Here is a 19,597-nt window from a genome sequence, read left to right as displayed (position 1 = left end):
GGGACCCGATGACCCAAACAGCAATCCCATATGTATTCATGCGGGGCGGAACCTCTCGGGGCCCGTATTTCCGCCGCTCGGATTTGCCCGAGGATCTGGACACTTTGGCCAAAGTGCTGATCGCTGCCCTCGGGGCCGGGCAATCGCTGAACATTGATGGCATCGGCGGTGGCGCGGCGGTCACGACCAAGGTCGCGATGCTGTCGGTCAGCGAGGATGACTGGGCCGATATCGACTATTTCTTCGCGCAGGTTGCGGTCGAGGATAAGTTGGTCGACTTCAAACCAACTTGCGGCAACATCCTGTCCGGTGTCGCCCCCGCTGCAATCGAAATGGGGTTGTTTGAGCCCCAAGGCGATGAAACCGAAATCCGTATCCGGGCGGTCAACACCGGGGCACGTGTAGTGGCCCGGATTCAGACACCCGGGGGAAGGCTGACCTATGAGGGTGATACAGGTATTGCCGGGGTGCCCGGTCAATCTGCACCGGTGCAGCTGAGTTTCATGGGGGTGGTTGGGTCAGCAACCGGTGCTTTCCTGCCCACCGGCAACCTGCGTGACACAGTACAGGGGATAGAACTGACTTGCATGGACGTCGCCATGCCAATGGCCATTGCCTGCGCCGCCGATTTCGGACTGACGGGTTATGAAAAAGCCGAGGATCTCGACGCCAACCGCGCCTTTTTTGACCGGATGGAAGCCGTTCGGATCGAAGCCGGGGAACGGATGGGGATGGGGGATGTGTCCAAATCCGTGACCCCCAAATTCGGCCTTGTAGCTCCTGCCAAAGCGGGCGGAACGCTTGCGGTGCGGTATTTTATGCCGTGGAAGACCCACCCGACCATGGCAGTTACCGGTGCGCAGTGCATGGCGTCCTGCGCTTTGACGCCCGGCACGGTCGCGGAAGGTTTGCTGGATCGCCCGACGACAAGCCCGGCTGAAGTCATATTGGAACATGCCTCGGGCACGATCGACGTATTGGTGGATTTCACCACTGAGAATGGGTTCACTGTAAACGCAGCAGGCTTGGTTCGTACCGCGCGCAAGTTGGCAGACGGCCATGTGTACGTTCCACAATCCGTGTGGAAAGGGAGTTGATTGGGCATTTCCAAATTGGTATACCTTTGTATACAAAAAGGAGGGGTTATGATGGACGACTACTCGGAATGCCTCGATATCGCGCGTCAGGAGCTCCGGTTGGCGCAAGCTGCCTTGCGGCGGGATATGGCCGAATACCCCACGCCAATCGCGGGGTGCGACGAGCAGTTTAATCATCTGTTGGACCAAAGCGAACGCGTCCGAAACGCGCTGGCAGCACTTGACGTGCAGCATTTTGTGCCGACACCCAGAAAACTGACCACCGAGCAGAGTATAGAAAGCCGATGAAAGTACACATTCTGGACGATTGGTTCGACACGCTGCGTGGGCTGCCATGTTTTGAGAGACTCAACGCTCATGAAGTGACGGTGTGGACGGATCATGTCGAGGATCTTGACATCTTGGCCAAGCGTTTGCAGGAGGCTCAAGTGCTGGTGCTGTTCCGAGAGCGGACCAAAGTCACGCGTGCCTTGCTGGAAAAGTTGCCGAATTTGCAGCTGATCAGCCAGCGCAGCGTCTATCCCCATGTTGATGTGCCGGCCTGTACAGATCAGGGTGTTTTACTGTGTTCGAATATGCATAGCGGCACGCCGTCTTATGCTGCGGCGGAACTCACATGGGCGCTGATCATGGCTGGGATGCGGGATTTGCCCGCTCAGATGGCCTCGGTCAAGGCAGGGCACTGGCAGGCAGGGGTAGGCAAGACGCTACGCGGTCGTCAATTGGGGCTCTATGGTTACGGCCGTATCGCGCGTGCGGTTGCGGGTTATGCCGAGGCGTTCGGAATGAATGTCGTTTGGTGGTCGTCCGATGAAGGTCGGTCGCGTGCGCAAGCGGATGGCGCTAGGGTCGCGCCGAGCCGCGAGGCGTTTTTTGCCGATAGTGATGTTGTTTCGATCCATGTGCGCCTGAAACCGGACACGCGTGCGATCATTACCGCATCGGATTTTGCGCAGATGCAGCCCGGGGCGATCTTCGTGAACACTTCACGGGCCGGGCTGATTGCTCCGGGCGCTTTGCTTGAAGCGCTCAACGCCGGTCGTCCCGGCAAAGCCGCGATTGATGTATTCGATTCCGAGCCACTGACTGACGCGACCGATCCATTGCTGGCACATCCCAACCTGCTCGCGACGCCGCATATTGGTTTTGTGACCGAGGATGAGTTCGACCTGCAATTTGCCGATATCTTCGATCAGGTAAATGCTTACGCCGACGGCGCGCCGATCCACATGATCAACCCCGAGGTTTGGACCACCGTAGAATAAGATTGGCGGCGATGGGCGCGCCGATGATCACCAGCACAATCCTTGTCAGATGGTGAGTGATCACAAAGCCCAGGTCCGCGCCTGAAACGATGGCCAGAACTGTCATCTCGGCCTGCCCGCCGGGCGCGAAGGCCAGAAACGCCTCGACCGGCTTGCCAAGCCCTAACGTGGTGACAACAGCAGTGAAGGCCGCCGCCAACACGGCCAGGACAACCACATAGGCGCAACCCGCTGCCACGACCTTGCGCAATTCCACCCAGGTGACACCGACAAACTTCACTCCGATTCCGCAACCGATGAAGAATTGCGCGGCCAGGATGGCCTCGCGCGGGGGGCGGGTATGGATGAAGTCCCCAAGTGACAAAGCAGCTGTCAGGATCATCGGTCCCAGGATCGACGCGCCGAATAGACCGATGCGCTCGCCGCCCTTCCAGCCGATAAAGGCGGCCAACACCATCAGGGCCAGTTCGTGAACGGGCAGGGCGTGCGCGGGTTCACCGATTGGGTTGGTCAGTTCAGCGCCATAGAAAACAGTCAGAAATAGCGGGGCCAACGTCACTATGATCAGCACGCGTGTGCCGTGGATCAGCGACAACGTGCGCGGATTGGCACCCGCCTCGGATCCGAAGATGATCATGTCCTGCAACCCGCCGGGCATGGCCGCATAAAAAGCGGTTGTAGTATCGAAGCCCCAAACCTTGCGGAAGAATGGCACTCCGACCAGTGCGATCAGCAGGATAAAGAACGGAACCAGCGCAATCGACGCGGCCATTTTCGGCAATTCGGCAAACAGGGCCGGAGTGATCGATGCTCCGACGGCAACGCCCAGGATAGTGCGCGCCGCCACCGAGACCTGCCCGAATCCCTCCATCGGCGCATGCGCCAGGGCTGCAATCAGACAGGCGCTCATTGGGCCGAACAGGAAGGGCAGGGGCAAATTCATTAACCAGAATGCTCCGGTGCCCAACACTGCAAGCGCGAAGGTCACTGCACGTTTTTTCGCTGAGGAGGGTGCGTTGATCTGGGTGGACAAAATGTAGATTCCGGTGCGGTTGACTTAGTGTGTATCCAAATGTATACAAGTGGACGCAATAACACAAGTGAGCGCGTGATGACCCTGCAGGACGACCCGTTACAGCCTGGCCCACAAGGCAATTCCGCCTATCAGCGCCTGCTGGATGAGATTCGCGAAGGTAGCCTGCCGCCCGGCGAACGCCTGCGCGAGATTGAGTTGTCCGAGAGGTTGGGAGTTAGCCGCACGCCTGTGCGCGAAGCGATCCGACAGCTGGAAGCGGATGGCTTGGTAACACATATCCCCCGTCAAGGCGCGACGGTACGCAGTCTGGATTACGCCGAAGTGATGGAGCTCTATGAGATGCGCGCTGTGCTCGAGGGAACTGCGGCCCGTCTGGCGGCAAGGGCGGCGTCCGATGTCGAACTGGATGAGCTGGATGTGCTGAATGACCGGCTGGCCGAGGCAGGCACCGGTCCGGAGGCCGCGCGGATCAATCGGATTTTCCATGCGACGCTTCTGGATGCGGCCAAGAACCGGTTTCTGGCTAAATCCATGTTGTCTTTACAAAAGGCGTTGCTGATCCTGGGCCCGTCGCAATTGTTGGACGGCGACCGAGCCGAGGCCGCAGTAGCCGAACACCGCCTTATCATGGCCGCCTTGAAAGCCCGGGATGGCGCGGCGGCTGAAAATGAGATGCGCGCTCATATCCACGCAGCACAACGCATGCGCATTCGCGCCTTGCAGGAGCGCGACCGAACAACGGACCAAACTCAATAGGCGGAAACCACATGGCCACCCAAAAGGAAGCCTACGATATCGCTGTGATTGGCGGAGGTAACGCCGCCCTGTGCGCTGCGATGACCGCCGCCGAAGCAGGCGCGCGCGTTCTGATCCTTGAAACGGCGCCCAAACCCTATCGTGGCGGAAACTCGCGCCATACCCGAAACTTTCGCTGCATGCATTCCAGCCCTTTAGGCCCGCTGGTCGAGGAATACAGCGAAGACGAATACCTGTCAGATTTGCTCAAGGTTACCGGGGGTAAAACCGACAAAGATCTGGCGCGCCTCGCAATTCGCACGTCTGAGGAATGTCTTCCCTGGATGGAGGAGCACGGGGTTCGGTTCCAGCCCTCTTTGTCGGGGACGCTATCGCTGGCGCGGACGAATGCGTTCTTTATGGGCGGCGGTAAATCGCTGGTAAATGCCTATTACCGGACAGCAGCGAAGCTGGGCGTCGAAGTCCTGTACGAAGCCGCCGTCACGCATCTTGAATTGAACGGAGACCGGATTGAATGGGTAGACTTCACCTGCGAAGGCCAATCCCATCGCATAACGCCCAAAGCGGTCATCGTCGCTTCGGGCGGCTTTCAGGCTGACACCGATTGGCTGACGCGTGCGTGGGGACCTGCGGCACGCAACTTCCTGATCCGGGGCACACCCTATAACCGGGGTGTCGTGCTGGCCGATCTTCTGGATCAAGGCGTTGAGAGCGTTGGAGACCCGACCCAATGCCACGCCGTTGCCGTCGACGGGCGTGCTCCGAAATTCGATGGCGGCATCGTCACCCGCCTGGACTGCGTTCCATTCTCAATTGTTGTCAACAAAGATGCCGAGCGGTTCTATGACGAGGGCGAGGACGTCTGGCCAAAGCGTTACGCGATCTGGGGTCGCTTGGTCGCAGCCCAGCCGGATCAGGTGGGCTATGTGATCATTGATGCCAAATCGCTGAATCTGTTCATGCCGTCGGTTTTTCCGCCGTTAAAGGCGGACACGCTCGAGGAACTGGCCAAAGCGATGGGTCTGCCCGCCGATAAACTGACCACGACCGTCGCAGAATTCAATGCCGCCTGCGGTGACACAAGTGGCTTTCATCCAACAGAATTGGACGGAGTTTCAACTACCGGCCTGACGCCACCCAAAACCAATTGGGCGCGCCCGATCACCGAACCTCCTTACTATGGCTACTCGCTGCGCACCGGTGTGACCTTCACATATCTGGGGCTCAAGGTGGATGAATCTGCGCAATGTTCATTGTCAAACGGCAAAATCCAGAACCTCTGGGCGGCAGGCGAAACCATGGCTGGGTCGATTTTGGGGCAGGGTTATCTGGCCGGGTTCGGCATGACCATCGGAACCGTCTTCGGACGCATTGCAGGACGAGAGGCCGCTTCTTATGCGAACTGAACTGATACAGGAAGCCCGCCGTCAGGCTGAGATCTGCAATGCCTGCCGGTATTGCGAAGGCTATTGCTCGGTCTTTCCGTCGCTTCACGCTGAACGCGCATTCTCGGACGGCGATATCACGCAATTGGCCAATCTCTGCCATAACTGCAGAGGATGTTACTATGCCTGCCAATATACGGCGCCGCATGAGTTCGACCTCAACCTGCCGAAGGCTCTGGCCGAGGTCCGGCGCGACAGTTGGGAAAGCTTCGCCTGGCCGCAACCAGTGGCGCGCTGCTTCCATAGCCATGGTGGAGCGATCGCCCTGGCTCTGGTCGTCGGCTTCGCGCTTATTTTTTGGGCCATTCGCGCGATCGGCTCGACCGGAGGCGAAGGCTTCTACTCTGTCCTCTCTCACAATGCGATGGTGTTGATTTTTGCTCCGGCATTCCTTCTGCCGTTGTTCAGCATTGGCATCAGCTTGCGGCGCTATTGGCACGCAGTTGGAGGCCAGCCGATCCAACCGGGCGACTTGAAAGCCGCGCTAAGTCGAACGGCCAAAATGCAGGACCTGGCTGCTGGCCACGGGGAGGGTTGCAATTTCGAGGACGAAGACCGTTTTAGCCAGGCCCGCCGCCACGTGCATCATGCGATAATGTACGGGTTTCTGCTGTGTTTTGCTTCGACTTCGGTGGCGACGATCATGCATTATGGGTTCGATCTGCACGCACCTTACCGGTTCTGGTCATTGCCGAAGCTGTTTGGAGTCACAGGGGGCGTTTTGCTCACTGTTGGCTGCTACATGATGGTCCGGCTGAAACACAAGTCAGACCGCAATCTCGGCGATGTTTCAGCTTGGGGCGGAGAAATCGGATTTATACTACTGCTTGGGTTTGTAGCGTTGAGCGGGCTTGTTCTTTACGCTTTCGGTTCATCCGCAGTAATGCCTGCGCTGCTTGCCGTCCATCTGGGGTCGGTCCTCGCGTTCTTCCTTCTTACGCCTTACACAAAAATGGCGCACGGTTTCTATCGGCTTGCTGCCCTTGTCAGGGATGCACAACGAAAAAGAGATGTGTCGGTGGTCCGCTAGCAGCCCGCATTTCCTGAGTGAGGCAAAGGAAAACGCATTTATTATCGAAGGACGCGGTGTCGCGGGTGGCAGCCAACGTCCCGAAGGGTTCGCGTGAATATTTCTCAGCGGCACTGAAAGATACCGCCACGAAAGGTGCGGAATTGATGGAAAAGCTTGGAGTCGCGCGTGGTAAAGCCTTTGCGCCAATCGAAAACAGAATGACGAAAAATCTATGAATTAGGTGCCTCTGAACGGCAGAGCCGATGACAGGTGTCGACAGATTGGCATCTTCGTTCTGAGCGTTAATTCCTTTCTGGAATCATTAACCCCCCCTTCTTCACTAAAAGGTCGACAATTGCGCCGACTCCTTTTTTGTGACGAAGGGACGTGAACAAAAAGGGCCGCCCTTTGCGCATTCTGGCTGCATCTCTATCCATGACCTCCAGTGAAGCGCCAACATGCGGCGCCAGATCGGTCTTGTTTATGACCAGGATGTCGGATTTCGTTATTGCCGGTCCGCCTTTTCGCGGGATTTCCTCTCCTGCTGCGACGTCGATCACATAGATTGTAAGGTCTGCGAGTTCTGGACTGAATGTAGCCGACAGGTTGTCGCCGCCACTTTCGATCAGAACGATGTCAAGATCGGGATGCCGGTTTCGCATTTCAGCGACCGCTGCAAGGTTTATCGATGCATCCTCACGGATAGCTGTATGTGGGCAACCGCCCGTTTCGACACCGATGATCCTGTCTCTTGGCAAGACCTGCAAGCGCATCAGCGCCTCGGCGTCTTCCTGAGTGTAAATATCATTGGTGATAACGCCCACTGAACAAACATCGCGCAGGGTTTCAGATAGGGCAGCCGTCAAGGTGGTCTTTCCGGCTCCAACCGGACCACCGATGCCGACGCGAAGAGGGCCGTTCATACTGCTCATGTTCGGAATATCCTTGAATACTGTGTTTCGTGTCTCATCGACGCGATGTCCGTCAGGAACGCAGTCGAACTCAATTCGTTCAAGCCTGCCATTTGCGCTTGTTCAGCGATACGAGCACATAGCGGTGTCAAATTACGGATCAGCTTTTGAGCGTTGGTTTGCCCCAGCGGCACAAGGCGCGTTGCGCACGCGACCAAGTTGCTTGCAAACGCTTGTAGATACAGCTGTGTCGTTAACAGTATGGGAAGGCTCTGCAGATGCGCGGCGTAGCCCACAGACACTGGGTAGGAAAGCTGTTGGATGTCTAAATCCCAGACGTCTCCTGTGACGGTCCCGAATGCCTGTCCCAGCAATTCGGTTTCCATTTTTCTTTCCGATGAAGCGCAGATCGCCCGTGCCTTGGTATCAACGCTGATAAGCTCATCATTGTTCTGCGCGTTGTAAGCGGACACTACGAACAGAGCGTCATTCCATCCCGACCCATGTTCCAGCACATCAGAAATCCAGGCTTCGGCGTCTTGTGAACTGGCGATAGCCCCCTCGTCAATTGCGGCTTCCAGCCCATGAGAATATGCAAAGCCTCCCACAGGATATGCCGGAGACAACCACTGGGTCAGCGTCAGGATATCAGCTTCAGTGGGCGTGGCCATGTGTCCTGCCGTGGCCGTAGGCCCCGCCTTCAGGGGTGAACGGTTCGTGCACCTCACGTACTGTGGCCCCGATCTTCAAAAGCATGTCTCGGATCACATGATCGACCTGGATCAACAGACGATCCTTTTCGATCTGGCAGGGCGTGTGGCGATTGCCGATATGCCATGCGATACGTGTCAGATCAGGAGCCGAGACCTCCAGCAAGGCTTCGGGCGCGGCCTGGATTTCAACCGCGCGCCCATCGTCCAGGATCAGCGCGCCGCCGTGATCCAGTGAGGTTGTCTGAGCCAGGTCGACCAGAATCTGTTCGCCGCTTTCGCATGTTAAAACCTTTCGGCGCAAAAACCGATCGTCATAGGTCAACGACAGGCAATCGGCAGTGTCGTCGTGCATGTGATCCGAGTAACGGCGTGCGGTGCAGAGCAGGGCGGTCATACCGTCGCCTCCTCTGGAGCAGAAATGGTCAGAGCCAGATCGAATCCGAAAACACCCGATGCACGATCCGTTCGCGTGATAGGCCGCGTTTTTTCAACTCTTCGTCGCTGAGCGATTGCAGGAATTCGACTTGCCGCACGCGCGATTGAGCTTCGGCCACACTGATCAGAGCCCCGTAGATTGATGATCCGATGGACGCGATCAGACCGGGCAGCGAAAAGCCTGCGTGTGATTGTGTTGCTGAGTGTGCCATTTGGACCCTCGTAAACGTTGGTCCTCCCTTGAGCATTAATATCTGTCATATCGGCCTCACGTTGAAGTGGGTGTTTGGTCATTTCTGCCTTGCGCACGGTGCAATGCAGCATAATTTTTAGTCAGAACATAAAGTATCGCTGTGCCATCGGCAGCACTTCGGCCGGTTGGCAGGTCAGCAATTCACCGTCTGCCCGGACCTCATAGGTTTCCGGATCAACTTCGACATGCGGCGTCGCGTTGTTGAGCAAAAGATCCTGTTTGCCAATCTCTCGTGTGTTTTGGACAGCGACAGTCTGCTTCGCCAAGCCCAGTGTATCACCAATTCTGTCGGCCTGTGCGGCCTCAGAGACAAATGTGATTGCCGAATGCTCGACCGAGCGGCCATAGGCTCCGAACATCGGGCGGCTATAGACTGGTTGCGGTGTGGGGATCGACGCGTTTGGGTCACCCATTTGGGCACAAGCAATCGTACCGCCCAGCAAAACCATCTCGGGTTTCACACCAAAAAAGGCAGGGTTCCATAAAACGAGATCGGCACGTTTGCCTTCTTCGATACTGCCAATCTCGTGGCTCAGGCCATGGGCAATGGCCGGGTTGATCGTGTATTTGGCGATATAGCGTCTGACGCGCAGGTTGTCGTTTTCACCTGTTTCCTCGGGAAGGCGCCCGCGCTGTTTCTTCATTTTGTCGGCGGTTTGCCACGTACGGATCAACACTTCGCCCACGCGGCCCATAGCCTGACTGTCGGACGCAATGATGCTGAACGCGCCCATGTCGTGCAGGATATCTTCAGCCGCGATGGTCTCACGCCGGATGCGGCTTTCAGCAAAAGCCACGTCCTCGGGGATGGATTTGTCGAGGTGATGGCAGACCATCAGCATGTCCAGATGTTCCTCGACCGTGTTTACCGTAAAAGGCCGCGTGGGGTTGGTAGAGGAGGGCAGGACATGGTCCTCTCCGCAGATTTTGATGATATCTGGTGCGTGGCCGCCGCCCGCGCCTTCAGTGTGGAAAGCGTGGATAGTCCGACCCTTTATCGCGGCAACCGTATTTTCAACAAACCCGGATTCGTTGAGCGTGTCAGTGTGGATCATCACCTGAACGTCCATCGCGTCAGCGACCGAAAGGCAGCAATCGATGGCCGCCGGGGTCGTACCCCAGTCCTCGTGCAGTTTCAGGGCACAAGCCCCGGCTTTGACCTGTTCCTCCAAAGCAGCGGGAAGCGAAGCATTTCCCTTGCCTGCAAAAGCAAGATTCATGGGAAAAGCATCCGCCGCCTGCAACATCCGGCCGATATGCCACGGGCCGGGGGTACATGTGGTCGCCAGAGTGCCATGTGCCGGGCCGGTGCCACCGCCAAGCATGGTCGTCAGGCCAGAATGCAGCGCGTCCTCGATCTGTTGCGGGCAGATGAAGTGAATATGGCTGTCGAACCCGCCAGCCGTCAGGATGCGACCTTCGCCCGCGATGGCTTCTGTGCCGGGACCGATGATGATGTCTACGCCGGGTTGCGTATCTGGATTTCCGGCCTTGCCGATCTTGGCGATGCGCCCGTTCTTCAGACCGACATCCGCCTTGTAGATACCCGAGTGATCCACGATCAGAGCATTGGTGATCACAGTGTCCACGGCACCTTCGGCACGCGTGGTCTGAGACTGCCCCATCCCATCTCGAATGACTTTGCCGCCACCGAACTTGACCTCTTCACCATAGACATCTTCGCGGTGGCCGGTTTCACTGAAACGCGCAGTTGTTGCGCGCTCCACGATAAGGTCTTTTTCTACCTCGATGATCAGATCGGTATCTGCCAATCGTACTTTGTCGCCGACCGTTGGGCCGAACATGGAGGCATAGTCACTCCGACTGATCTTGCCCGGCATCTTTCAGAGCCCCCATGATATGCATATTGAAACCGTAAATGTGCCGGCGCCCTTCAAATGGCACCAGAATAACTTCGCGAGTTTGGCCTGGCTCAAATCGCACCGCGGTACCCGCCGGGATGTCCAGCCGCATACCCAAAGCTGCATACCGATCAAAATCCAGGGCCGAGTTTGCTTCAGAAAAATGGTAGTGGCTGCCGACCTGTATGGGTCGATCGCCGGTATTGGCGACAATAACAAGACGGGTGCTGCGTCCCGCGTTCAACGTCAGAGAGCCTTCGGCAGGAATGATCTCGCCCGGAATCATTTCGGCAGCTTCAAAATCACGGTTATGGCGATGACCCCAATCAAAGCCAACCCAACTGCAAGCGCGGTGTAATCGCTGCCATGGGCGTGAATATGGGTATCCGAATGGGCCGTGGCCGGACCAGCCAGAATGAGAGCGGGAAACAGCATGCGGATCATGGGTGACTCCTTTGGAAATTAGCGAATGGGGTTGTGGACAGTCACAAGTTTTGTGCCATCCGGGAAAGTGGCTTCGACCTGCACCTCGTGGATCATCTCGGGCACGCCTTCCATGCAGTGTTCCCGAGAGATCACTTCAGCCCCAGCTTGCATCATGTCGGCGACCGAACGGCCATCGCGCGCGCCTTCGACCACGGCATCGGTAATCAACGCAATGGCCTCGGGGTGATTCAGCTTGACGCCACGCGCCAGCCGTTTGCGAGCGACCTCGGCGGCCATGGCCACCAGTAGTTTGTCTTTTTCACGAGGGGTCAGGTTCATGTCAAAGCATCCAGCATCGGGGTAATGTGTCGTTGTTCAGCCGGCGCAGAACCGGCATCAATGTGCGGCGCAGTGCAAAGCTGTCGCCGGCCAGAATGCGAATGACCAGTAGGTCTTTCCGGATCAGAGTTGCCCCGGCGGCGTCCGGTAGCAATTCCCTGACAGGCTCCAGATGACCTTCGGCGGAACCCGACATTAAGACGATCAGGGCCATCGCCCCTGCGCCGTTTGCAATATGCCGCTTAGCCAAGTGAGTGTGCCAATCACCAGCAAACCTAATCGCATCGAGAAACACCGGCGTTCCTTCGCGCCAAATCTCGATTTGATCGCGCAAGCGGATTTCAGTCAACGTTTCACCCATTGCGACGCGTCCAAAAACAAGCGGTTCCACCATCAGCATTTCGGCATCCGGTGACAGGTCGATCCTGAGGCGCCGGTCCAACGCACTGCCATTGTAAAGAATGGTCTCTTGCGGCAACCAGTTCAGCCGGGCTCCAGCCTCTACCGTCAAATGATTTGTAACCTGGCCCCATTCTTTGGGCTGGGCCTTGTAAGCGCGCTCGCAAGCTTGCGTAGTCAAGTTCAGCGCCGTGCCTTTTGCTGCGTTGCAAGAAAACCGAAATGAATCTCCTCCGGTCACTCCGCCTGCCGAGTTTAGCAGAACCGCATCAAGTTCAGGTGTCGTGGTTCTGGGGAATAGGCATTTGAAAGACCCAGATTGGCGAAACTTATTCAGCACGGTCCTGTTGCCCAATTGCTTGGTGCTTAAGCTGACGGTGCCTGCTGCGCGCGGTGGTACTGCGCTGTGCGCGGGTAATATGGTTGCAACTTGTGTAATAGGGCACCTACAGCGCTTCGGTTTGCTGCCACCTGTTTCTCTGTTGAAGTATCGGAACACTAACTTGCAGCGTCGGAATCTGCTTAATTTCCCATCATATGATTAAACTTTAGACAGCAACCATTGGCTTGGATGAAAAAATATGCGCATCTCGCCGATTTCCCAAATTGGGTTAAAGGTAAGTTGGGGAGGCTTCGTTTTCCTGAAGGATGGGCGGAAAGCTGAACTCAGCTATCCGCACGATTGCCACAGTGCGTCTTCCCGTTCGCAGGCTTTCATCAGCTTCAGGTAAACGCGCAACACAGGCTTCATTGACGCGCCAGCAGCGAGCTCAGAATGAAATCCTCCATGCTTCCAGCGATTTTGCTCATGGGCGTTTCCGACAGGACGCTGCGATACGCGCTTCCTTCCAGAACCTCTATCACCAATTGCGACGCCTGTAGCGGATCCGGAACAGCGCGCAGATCTCCTGCGTCAACTCCGCGTTTCACTACTTCTTCAAGCGCCTCGGTCAGTCTGGCTCGGTTTTCGACGAACAGTCGCGCGATATCCGGTTGACGAACGGCTTCGCTCGAAATCTCCAAGGTGAGGATGACGTTCTCCGGCGCAGCCAGATAGTTGGCGTAGGCCTTGATGAACTTTTTCAACACTTTGGGTGCGGGTGCATTTGAATTCAGGACTTTCAGAAACGGCTCCAGCTCGCGGCGTTCAAGCATCGCGATTTCCACAAGCACGTCATGCTTGCCGCGAAAATGGTTGTAGAGGTTTCCAAGGCTGACGCCCGCCCGCGATGCGATATCGCGGACGCCGGTCTGATGATAGCCGCGTTCGAGAAAACACATAACGGCGGCCTCCAAAATCTGGTTGCGGCGCTTGGCTGTTGCCTTTTCCCGGGTGGACCCTGGTTTTTTGGTGTTTTCGGGCATTTTGGTTTTTTCATATTGAACGAACGATCGTTCATAATATATGACATCCAATCGTGCCCCACAAGGCGCAATGGTTCAGGCGGCTCAGGAAAAACAGGACAATGACAGACAAAACCTCAGAAGCTCAGCGAAGACCAGCCCGACGATGGCTCTGGATTGGATTGTCGCTGATGCTGTTTGTGGCGGTCGTCATCCTGTTATTTGACGCGGAAGATACGGTTGATGTTCAGGCAGCAAACACCTCACCTCCGCCACCGACCGTCTCTGTCGTAACTGTTGTTCCGGAAACCGTGCAGGCGCGTGTTTCTGCATTTGCCGAAGTTCGGCCTCGTTGGGATGCCGAGCTGCGGTCTGCTGTGTCCGGGCGCATCACCGCAGTCCATGCCGGCGCTTTGGCCGGGACACAGGTGGAAGGGGGCGACCCTTTGTTTTCAATCGAAAATGCCCCCTATCAAAGCGCCGTTGCAGCCGCCGAGATGGAGCTTGAGCGAGCGGAGCTTGCACTGTTGCGCGCGCAGAACAACGTAACCGTCGCGAAACGGCAGTTCGAACGAGACGGGGTGGAACCGCCAAACAAATTGGCCGTGAACCTGCCGCAATTGCGCGTCGCCGAAAAAACCGTTGCAGCGGCGCAGGCACGCCTGAATGCGGCGAGAAATGACCTGAAGGACGCAGAAATTGTTGCCCCGTTTTCAGGCTTTGTCACCCGTCGTTTTGCCAGCCTTGGCCAGACGGTCAACCCGGGCGATCCCCTGATACACCTGTCGGACAACCGGCAATTCGAACTGGTTGCCGGGTTCAGCCAAGCGGATTGGGCGCTGTTCGATCATCCGATCTCTGGCGTTGCTGCTGACCTGACGCACCGTTCGGGCGAAAACCTGGGTCAGGCACGCGTCCGGCGTGGAGGCGGTTTTCTGGATCAGGACACACGACAGGTGCGCGTCTTTTTGGATGTCGCAAACCCCGGTGACGGCATACTCGCCGGAGACTTTCTGAAAGTGCACATTCCCGGACGGCGAATTGCTGACACCGTGACCCTGCCGGAAAGCGCCCTGACGCGCGCGGGGTACATTTGGATAGTGGATGAAAACGACCACCTTGAGAGGTTCAGCCCGAACATCCTGTTCCGCAGCGAAGGTGCTGTCACGATACAGACGCCCGACGGGAACGGCCCATGGCGCGTGGCCAAGACACCTTTGGCCTCGTTTCTGCCGGGTCAGCGCGTCACGCCGCTGTCGGATGGGGGTTGAGCCATGCACGCGCTGACATCCTGGTTTATCCGCAACCCTGTCGCCGCCAATCTGATGATGGCGCTGATCCTCTTTCTAGGGGTGCAGACGCTGCTGAATATTCGGATCGAGGGCTTCCCTCGCATACCTGCGGAAAGCGTTACGATTTCGATCGAGTTCCCGGACGCCACTGCCGAACAGGTCGATGAATTGGTGACCCACAAAGTTGAGCAGGCGCTGGAAGGGTTGGAGGGCGTGCGCAGTGTGACTTCGCGATCCCAAAACGATCTGAGTGTCGTGACCGTCCGCCGCGCGGGTGGCCAGAAACTGCAAGCCGTTCTGGATCGTGTCCGCATTCGCATCGATGGGTTGACCGATCTGCCCGATACCGCGCGCCGCCCTGTGATCGAAGCGTCGGGTTTCGATTTTCCAGCGCTCTATCTGAACCTTTACGGCGAAACAGACCCGGCCACATTGCAGAGCCTGGCGCAGCGCCTGAAAGAAGAGCTGCTGGCGCAACCGGAATTGTCCCGGCTGCAAATCTGGGGTCTGATCCCGCGGGAACTGCGCATCGAAATCGACCCTGCGCTGCTGCGCCACTATGGCCTGACCGTCGCGGATGTGACCCGCGCAATCGAGGAAAACTCGGTGGCATTTCAGGCAGGCCGTTTGCGGACCGAGGGCGGCACGATCTATCTGCGGGCCGATGATCGCGCAAAATACGCTCCTGAATACGCGGCCCTGCCGATCATCGAACGTGACGACGGGTCTTTTGTGCCCTTGGGTGATATCGCCAAGATCGAAGACGGGTTTCAGGACGGCGAGTACCTGTTTCGGCTGAACGGCAAGCCAACCGTCGGGATGGAGGTTCTGGTCGGGCAGAAAGAGAACCTGCTGACGATCAGTGACGTTGTGCGCCGCACGGTGGATGAGTTCAGCCGCCAGTTGCCGTCGCAGGTTCAGGTCGAGGTCTGGGGCGACAGCGCCGGCTATATCTCGGACCGGCTGGCGCTGTTGCGGTCCAACGGGGTGCAGGGGCTGATCCTTGTGACCTTGATGCTGTCGGTGTTTCTGAACGTGCGCCCGGCCTTCTGGGTCGCCATGGGCATTCCGGTTTCGGTCATGGGGGCCATAGCCGTTTCGGGTTCAAAATGGGTGGATTATTCTCTGAACGATGTCACCACCTTTGGTCTGATAATCGCCTTGGGCATTCTGGTTGATGACGCCGTTGTGGTTGGTGAAAGCGTTTTCGAAGAACGCCGCAATGGCAAAGACCCGATAAGAGACACGGAACGCGGCGTGCATCGCGTGGCGGTTGCGACTGTCTTTGGCGTGCTGACCACAATCGCGGCCTTTTTCCCGATGCTGTTAATCGACAATCCGCTGGGTAAGGTGCTGGCCGGGTTTGCGGGGATCGTGATCCTGACGCTGATCTTCTCGCTCATCGAAAGCAAATTCATCCTGCCCGCCCATCTGGCGCAGGTTTCGATGGGGCAAGATCGTAGGTACCTTTTGACCCGCCTCTGGGGTCAGGTACAGGATATTGCACAGGGCGGCTTGGACTGGGTGCGGGATTGCATCTACCAGCCTTTACTCGTTGCGGCGGTGCGACAGCGTTACGCCGTACTGATCCTGTTCATTGCCGCTGCAACGTTGGGGCTTGGCCTTATGTACAAGGGCAAAGTCAAGACGGTGTTCTTTCCCGAGGTGCCCGGACAGGTCATCACGATGAATCTGGAAATGGACGCCCGCGCGCCCTTTGCTTTGACCCGCACTAATGTGGACCGGATCGAAGCTACGTTGAATGGCCTGAACGCCGAGCTTGCCGAGGACGCAGGTATGGCCACGCCACCCGTTCAGACGGTGTTCAGCATCATCAACAGCGCTGGTAGCGCGCAAATATACGCCGAGATGATCCCGGTGGCCGAACGCCCGGACGTTCCGATCCTGACTGTTGTTCGTGAATGGCGCGACCGGGTTGGTGCGGTCGAAGGCGCGACCGAGTTGGAGTTCACCGGATCGGAAACGCTCGCCGGGGGCTTCCGCATACGGTTGGCGTCAAAAGACGAAGACCTGCTGCGACAAGCCAGCGTCGAGATGAAAGACTTTCTGTCGAAAATCGAGGGCGTGGCGAATGTGCGGGATGGGCTGGCGGGCGGCCAGCCCGAGCTGAAACTCCGCCTGCGCCCGGACGCACGGCATCTAGGATTCAATGCCGAGGCTCTGGCCCGACAGATTGGCTATGGGTTTGGCGGGGCCGAGGTGACCAAGGTCAGGCGCGATTGGGCCGAAGTTCGCGTGGTCGTACAGAACGCGCGGGAAAACCGCGATACTCTGGCCGATCTGATGCAGACCCAATTGCGCAGCGCATCCGGTGCTTGGGTACCGCTCGAGACGGTTGCTGAGATCGAAGGCGCCTACACTTCTGGCACTGTCGATCGCCGCGACGGCAAGCGCATGAACATCGTGGCCGCGTCCATCGACCGCGATCGTGTCGCCCCCGAAGAGGTTGGTCAGGCGGTGTTCGATCAGCTGGTTCCGAAACTCCGCGCCAAGTATCCCAGCCTAGCAGTCCTGCCTGCCGGCGAACTGGAAGAGATGGCTGATATCAGCGATGGCCTGAAACGTGCGCTGCTGCTGGCGGCGGTTCTGATTTATGTGCTGATGGCCGTGCCGCTGAAAAGCTATTGGCAGCCGTTCGTCATTCTAGCCATTGTCCCCTTTGGCTTTATCGCGGCCGCCGTCGGGCACCTGATCATGGATGTTTCACTGTCGCTGTTTTCGTTTTTCGGCATGCTGGCGCTGACCGGTGTGATCGTGAACGACAGTCTGGTCATGATCACCCGATACAATCAGGCGCGCGAGGAAGGCCAGCCCGTGGATCTGTCCCTGAAGAGCGCAGGTATTGGACGTTTCAAGGCAATATTTCTGACCACCGCAACGACGGTGATCGGCCTGCTGCCTTTGCTGACCGAAACCTCCGAGCAGGCGCAGTATCTGATCCCTGCCGCCATTTCTCTGGCTTTTGGGGAACTGTTCGGCACCGCCCTCATGCTGCTGCTGGTGCCGGTGCTGATTGCCATTACCGAAGATGTCCTTGTCGTCTTCAAGCCAGCCCCGCCGCACCCTTCCGGAGAAAGGACACAGTCATGACACGTAGCATTCTGGCCCCCGCATTCGCCCTGATGGCGCTTGCAACGCCTGCCGCATCTGATGGTCTGAACGTGATTGTGGAGGGTATCCGCAACGCCAAGGGAAACATTGTGATCCTCGTTTTCGACGACGCGCGCGCCTTTGACGGTTTGGATGTCCAGAGCGCGATTGACTACGCCCAGGTTCCGTCCCGCAAAGGCAGTGTCAGCCATGAGTTTCCCGACCTGACGGCCGGCCCTTATGCTGTGCTGCTGTTTCACGACGAAAACAAGGACGAAGACCTGAACATGACCGAGACGAAGCTTTTGGAGGGGCTGGGTTCAACCGGCGCCCCGAACCCTCAGGACTTGCCTGATTTCAGGGCCGCCTCGGTCTGGCCGGGCGATGTCCGCGTTCGTGTCCACTATGATCCGTGATGCCGCATGCTGAGGAATAGAAAACTGACTATAGGCACGTTGCTGAGCGTGTTTCGGTGGCGTGTCGGGATCACCTGGTTTCTGATACTGTCGGAAACTGCATTAACCGTGTTGATCCCGCTGTTCATCGGCTTTGCCATCGATGGATTGCTGCGCGGACAGTTTCAGCCCTTTGTGCATTTGGGCGCTCTCATGGTCGCCCTCACGCTGATCGGCGTGATCCGGCGGATATACGATACGCGCGTCTACGGAACGATCCGCGTCGAGCTGGGCAAGGCGCTTGCTGCGCGTTTTTCAAACCTGCCGATTTCTTCGTTGAACGCCCGGATCGGAATGGGGCGCGAACTGGCCGACTTTCTGGAAGAGATCCTGCCTTCGGCAATTTCAGGAATCATCCAGTTCGTCGTCTCAGCAATATTGCTGTTTTACTTCTCGCCGGTGCTGGCTCTGTCAGCCTGCGGGGTGCTTGTGGGAATGATATGCATCTACGCCCTGTTTCATTCGACGTTCTGGCAATGGAACCGGGCCCTGAATGAGCAGATGGAACATCAGGTCAGCATTCTGGAGCAACGCCGCGTCCGCCCGGTGCTTGTCCACCTGACGAAACTGCGTCGTTTCGAAGTGAAGCTCTCGGATACCGAAGCCTACCTGTACGGTGTGATCTTCGTTCTGCTGATAGGTCTGATCCTGTTCAACCTGTGGTTCGCGACGCAAAATCTGGATGCGACACCCGGAATGATCTTTTCGATTGTCAGCTACTCATGGGAATTTGCTGAAGCCGCGCTTGCTTTGCCGATCACGTTCCAATCCTGGTCCCGGCTGTCCGAAATCACGGTCCGATTGCAGAGAGGATGATCAGATTTTCAAACTGCAAGTTGCGTGGAACAGGTGTTGCAATCAGGTGTTGGTCTTCTAGTGACCGCCGTTGAACCACCCTCCGGCATGCGGCAGGGCAGCTCTTTGTGGCAAATACCCTGTGCGATTGCTTTGCGGCAAAACTGTCAGAGACCTGTATCGCGGGAAAAGCAGGTTTCGAAACAATGGCAGTGTCTCTGCGCAGGTCAGAGTGTTGAATGGAATGTCGTACAGGCTGTAGCTTTGCCAAGACAGCGTCGGCGGGATCTTTCCGGTAGGGAAGGATCAGCCAAGCCAGCCCATTTGCAATTGCTTAGGTTCAGGCTGTATAACGCCTGAGAACGTTATGCGTGATTTTCTGAGTGGTGCGGTCCTTCCGCTTGAGACATAGGAACCAATAGATGGTGCCCGCGCAGAAGGCCTCGCCCTTGCCTTCGATCAGCTGCGCCCAACCAGTTTGCGAAACCGTGTCATAGCGCGATACGATGTATTGCTCGGCCACCTTGGCGCCTATGCTGGGCGATGTGATACGGGCCGCGTTCGGATCAATATCTTTGTTGAAAGCGCTGACCTTGATTTCGATCCCGTCTCCTCGACGGCAGCGGAACTGTGAGGAGTACCCGATCAAAG

23 protein-coding genes are annotated in these 19,597 nt (G+C 57.4%); 11 read left to right on the top strand and 12 right to left on the bottom strand.

Annotation, left to right across the window (positions count from 1 at the left end; genetic code table 11):
- Positions 1-8: 8 nt before the first annotated feature.
- Genes ACR0E2_RS08825 through ACR0E2_RS08815 form a run of 3 tightly spaced genes read left to right on the top strand, consistent with a single transcriptional unit; the run spans position 9 to position 2,362 of the window.
- Positions 9-1,097 (top strand): 4-oxalomesaconate tautomerase, encoded by a 1,089-nt coding sequence (locus tag ACR0E2_RS08825; RefSeq protein WP_480446112.1) that lies wholly within the window; start codon positions 9-11, stop codon positions 1,095-1,097.
- A gap of 51 nt (positions 1,098-1,148) precedes the next feature.
- Complete coding sequence (locus tag ACR0E2_RS08820) at positions 1,149-1,385, top strand: hypothetical protein (protein WP_171363989.1); 237 nt, start codon at positions 1,149-1,151, stop codon at positions 1,383-1,385.
- The gene (locus tag ACR0E2_RS08815) at positions 1,382-2,362 is read left to right on the top strand and encodes a D-2-hydroxyacid dehydrogenase family protein (protein ID WP_171229064.1); all 981 of its coding nucleotides are present in this window, start codon (positions 1,382-1,384) and stop codon (positions 2,360-2,362) included. Before ACR0E2_RS08820 ends, ACR0E2_RS08815 begins: the two co-directional genes overlap by 4 nt.
- Here ACR0E2_RS08815 and ACR0E2_RS08810 read toward each other — a convergent pair.
- Positions 2,331-3,305: an AbrB family transcriptional regulator gene (locus ACR0E2_RS08810; protein ID WP_253284204.1), complete on the bottom strand. Its 975-nt coding sequence runs from the start codon at positions 3,303-3,305 to the stop codon at positions 2,331-2,333. The genes ACR0E2_RS08815 and ACR0E2_RS08810 overlap by 32 nt on opposite strands.
- A gap of 168 nt (positions 3,306-3,473) precedes the next feature.
- On the opposite strand from ACR0E2_RS08810, the gene ACR0E2_RS08805 reads away from it, so the two are divergent.
- From ACR0E2_RS08805 to ACR0E2_RS08790, 4 genes are all read left to right on the top strand, one after another.
- The gene (locus ACR0E2_RS08805; RefSeq protein ID WP_152459099.1) at positions 3,474-4,154 is read left to right on the top strand and encodes a GntR family transcriptional regulator; all 681 of its coding nucleotides are present in this window, start codon (positions 3,474-3,476) and stop codon (positions 4,152-4,154) included.
- Positions 4,155-4,165: 11 nt separating this feature from the next.
- Positions 4,166-5,560 (top strand): FAD-dependent tricarballylate dehydrogenase TcuA, encoded by a 1,395-nt coding sequence (gene tcuA, locus ACR0E2_RS08800; protein ID WP_480446111.1) that lies wholly within the window; start codon positions 4,166-4,168, stop codon positions 5,558-5,560.
- The gene (tcuB, locus tag ACR0E2_RS08795) at positions 5,550-6,629 is read left to right on the top strand and encodes a tricarballylate utilization 4Fe-4S protein TcuB (RefSeq protein ID WP_480446110.1); all 1,080 of its coding nucleotides are present in this window, start codon (positions 5,550-5,552) and stop codon (positions 6,627-6,629) included. Before tcuA ends, tcuB begins: the two co-directional genes overlap by 11 nt.
- A gap of 65 nt (positions 6,630-6,694) precedes the next feature.
- Entirely contained in the window at positions 6,695-6,847 is a 153-nt protein-coding gene (locus tag ACR0E2_RS08790; RefSeq protein ID WP_480446109.1) for a hypothetical protein, read from the top strand.
- A 66-nt stretch (positions 6,848-6,913) separates the two neighbouring features.
- Here ACR0E2_RS08790 and ureG read toward each other — a convergent pair whose 3' ends face one another.
- From ureG to ACR0E2_RS08740, 10 genes are all read right to left on the bottom strand, one after another.
- Positions 6,914-7,543, bottom strand: coding sequence for an urease accessory protein UreG (ureG, locus tag ACR0E2_RS08785; protein WP_152459096.1), 630 nt, complete (start codon positions 7,541-7,543; stop codon positions 6,914-6,916).
- Complete coding sequence (locus tag ACR0E2_RS08780; RefSeq protein WP_480446108.1) at positions 7,540-8,193, bottom strand: urease accessory protein UreF; 654 nt, start codon at positions 8,191-8,193, stop codon at positions 7,540-7,542. The genes ureG and ACR0E2_RS08780 overlap by 4 nt, the downstream gene beginning before the upstream one ends.
- Positions 8,177-8,629, bottom strand: coding sequence for an urease accessory protein UreE (ureE, locus tag ACR0E2_RS08775; protein ID WP_171229062.1), 453 nt, complete (start codon positions 8,627-8,629; stop codon positions 8,177-8,179). Before ureE ends, ACR0E2_RS08780 begins: the two co-directional genes overlap by 17 nt.
- Before the next feature lie 28 nt (positions 8,630-8,657).
- Positions 8,658-8,882: a DUF1127 domain-containing protein gene (locus tag ACR0E2_RS08770; protein WP_171118922.1), complete on the bottom strand. Its 225-nt coding sequence runs from the start codon at positions 8,880-8,882 to the stop codon at positions 8,658-8,660.
- Between the two features lie 121 nt (positions 8,883-9,003).
- Positions 9,004-10,764 (bottom strand): urease subunit alpha, encoded by a 1,761-nt coding sequence (gene ureC / locus ACR0E2_RS08765; protein ID WP_480446107.1) that lies wholly within the window; start codon positions 10,762-10,764, stop codon positions 9,004-9,006.
- Complete coding sequence (locus ACR0E2_RS08760) at positions 10,739-11,071, bottom strand: urease subunit beta (RefSeq protein ID WP_480446106.1); 333 nt, start codon at positions 11,069-11,071, stop codon at positions 10,739-10,741. Before ACR0E2_RS08760 ends, ureC begins: the two co-directional genes overlap by 26 nt.
- Positions 11,068-11,229: a hypothetical protein gene (locus ACR0E2_RS08755; RefSeq protein WP_171169025.1), complete on the bottom strand. Its 162-nt coding sequence runs from the start codon at positions 11,227-11,229 to the stop codon at positions 11,068-11,070. The genes ACR0E2_RS08760 and ACR0E2_RS08755 overlap by 4 nt, the downstream gene beginning before the upstream one ends.
- 18 nt (positions 11,230-11,247) lie before the next feature.
- Positions 11,248-11,550, bottom strand: a complete 303-nt coding sequence (locus tag ACR0E2_RS08750; protein ID WP_152459090.1) for an urease subunit gamma — start codon at positions 11,548-11,550, stop codon at positions 11,248-11,250.
- Position 11,551: 1 nt separating this feature from the next.
- Entirely contained in the window at positions 11,552-12,289 is a 738-nt protein-coding gene (locus ACR0E2_RS08745; RefSeq protein WP_480446105.1) for an urease accessory protein UreD, read from the bottom strand.
- Between the two features lie 407 nt (positions 12,290-12,696).
- The gene (locus ACR0E2_RS08740) at positions 12,697-13,314 is read right to left on the bottom strand and encodes a TetR/AcrR family transcriptional regulator (RefSeq protein WP_480446104.1); all 618 of its coding nucleotides are present in this window, start codon (positions 13,312-13,314) and stop codon (positions 12,697-12,699) included.
- 101 nt (positions 13,315-13,415) lie between these two features.
- Here ACR0E2_RS08740 and ACR0E2_RS08735 point away from each other — a divergent pair, with 101 nt between their 5' ends.
- Genes ACR0E2_RS08735 through ACR0E2_RS08720 form a run of 4 tightly spaced genes read left to right on the top strand, consistent with a single transcriptional unit; the run spans position 13,416 to position 18,967 of the window.
- A complete protein-coding gene (locus tag ACR0E2_RS08735; RefSeq protein WP_480446103.1) occupies positions 13,416-14,564 on the top strand; it encodes an efflux RND transporter periplasmic adaptor subunit in 1,149 nt (382 codons plus the stop codon).
- A gap of 3 nt (positions 14,565-14,567) precedes the next feature.
- Positions 14,568-17,696 carry an efflux RND transporter permease subunit gene (locus ACR0E2_RS08730; RefSeq protein WP_480446102.1) on the top strand — a complete coding sequence of 1,043 codons (3,129 nt, stop codon included), beginning with the start codon at positions 14,568-14,570 and terminating at the stop codon, positions 17,694-17,696.
- Positions 17,693-18,112 (top strand): DUF2141 domain-containing protein, encoded by a 420-nt coding sequence (locus ACR0E2_RS08725; RefSeq protein ID WP_171118908.1) that lies wholly within the window; start codon positions 17,693-17,695, stop codon positions 18,110-18,112. The genes ACR0E2_RS08730 and ACR0E2_RS08725 overlap by 4 nt, the downstream gene beginning before the upstream one ends.
- A gap of 6 nt (positions 18,113-18,118) precedes the next feature.
- Entirely contained in the window at positions 18,119-18,967 is an 849-nt protein-coding gene (locus ACR0E2_RS08720) for an ABC transporter six-transmembrane domain-containing protein (RefSeq protein ID WP_480446101.1), read from the top strand.
- A gap of 319 nt (positions 18,968-19,286) precedes the next feature.
- Here ACR0E2_RS08720 and ACR0E2_RS08715 read toward each other — a convergent pair whose 3' ends face one another.
- A complete protein-coding gene (locus ACR0E2_RS08715; protein WP_480446100.1) occupies positions 19,287-19,595 on the bottom strand; it encodes a hypothetical protein in 309 nt (102 codons plus the stop codon).
- Positions 19,596-19,597 lie beyond the last annotated feature (2 nt).

This window comes from Ruegeria sp. A4, assembly GCF_056543025.1.
The sequence above is the reverse complement of the archived record's forward strand: the minus strand, read 5'-3'. Positions and strand labels throughout refer to the sequence as shown.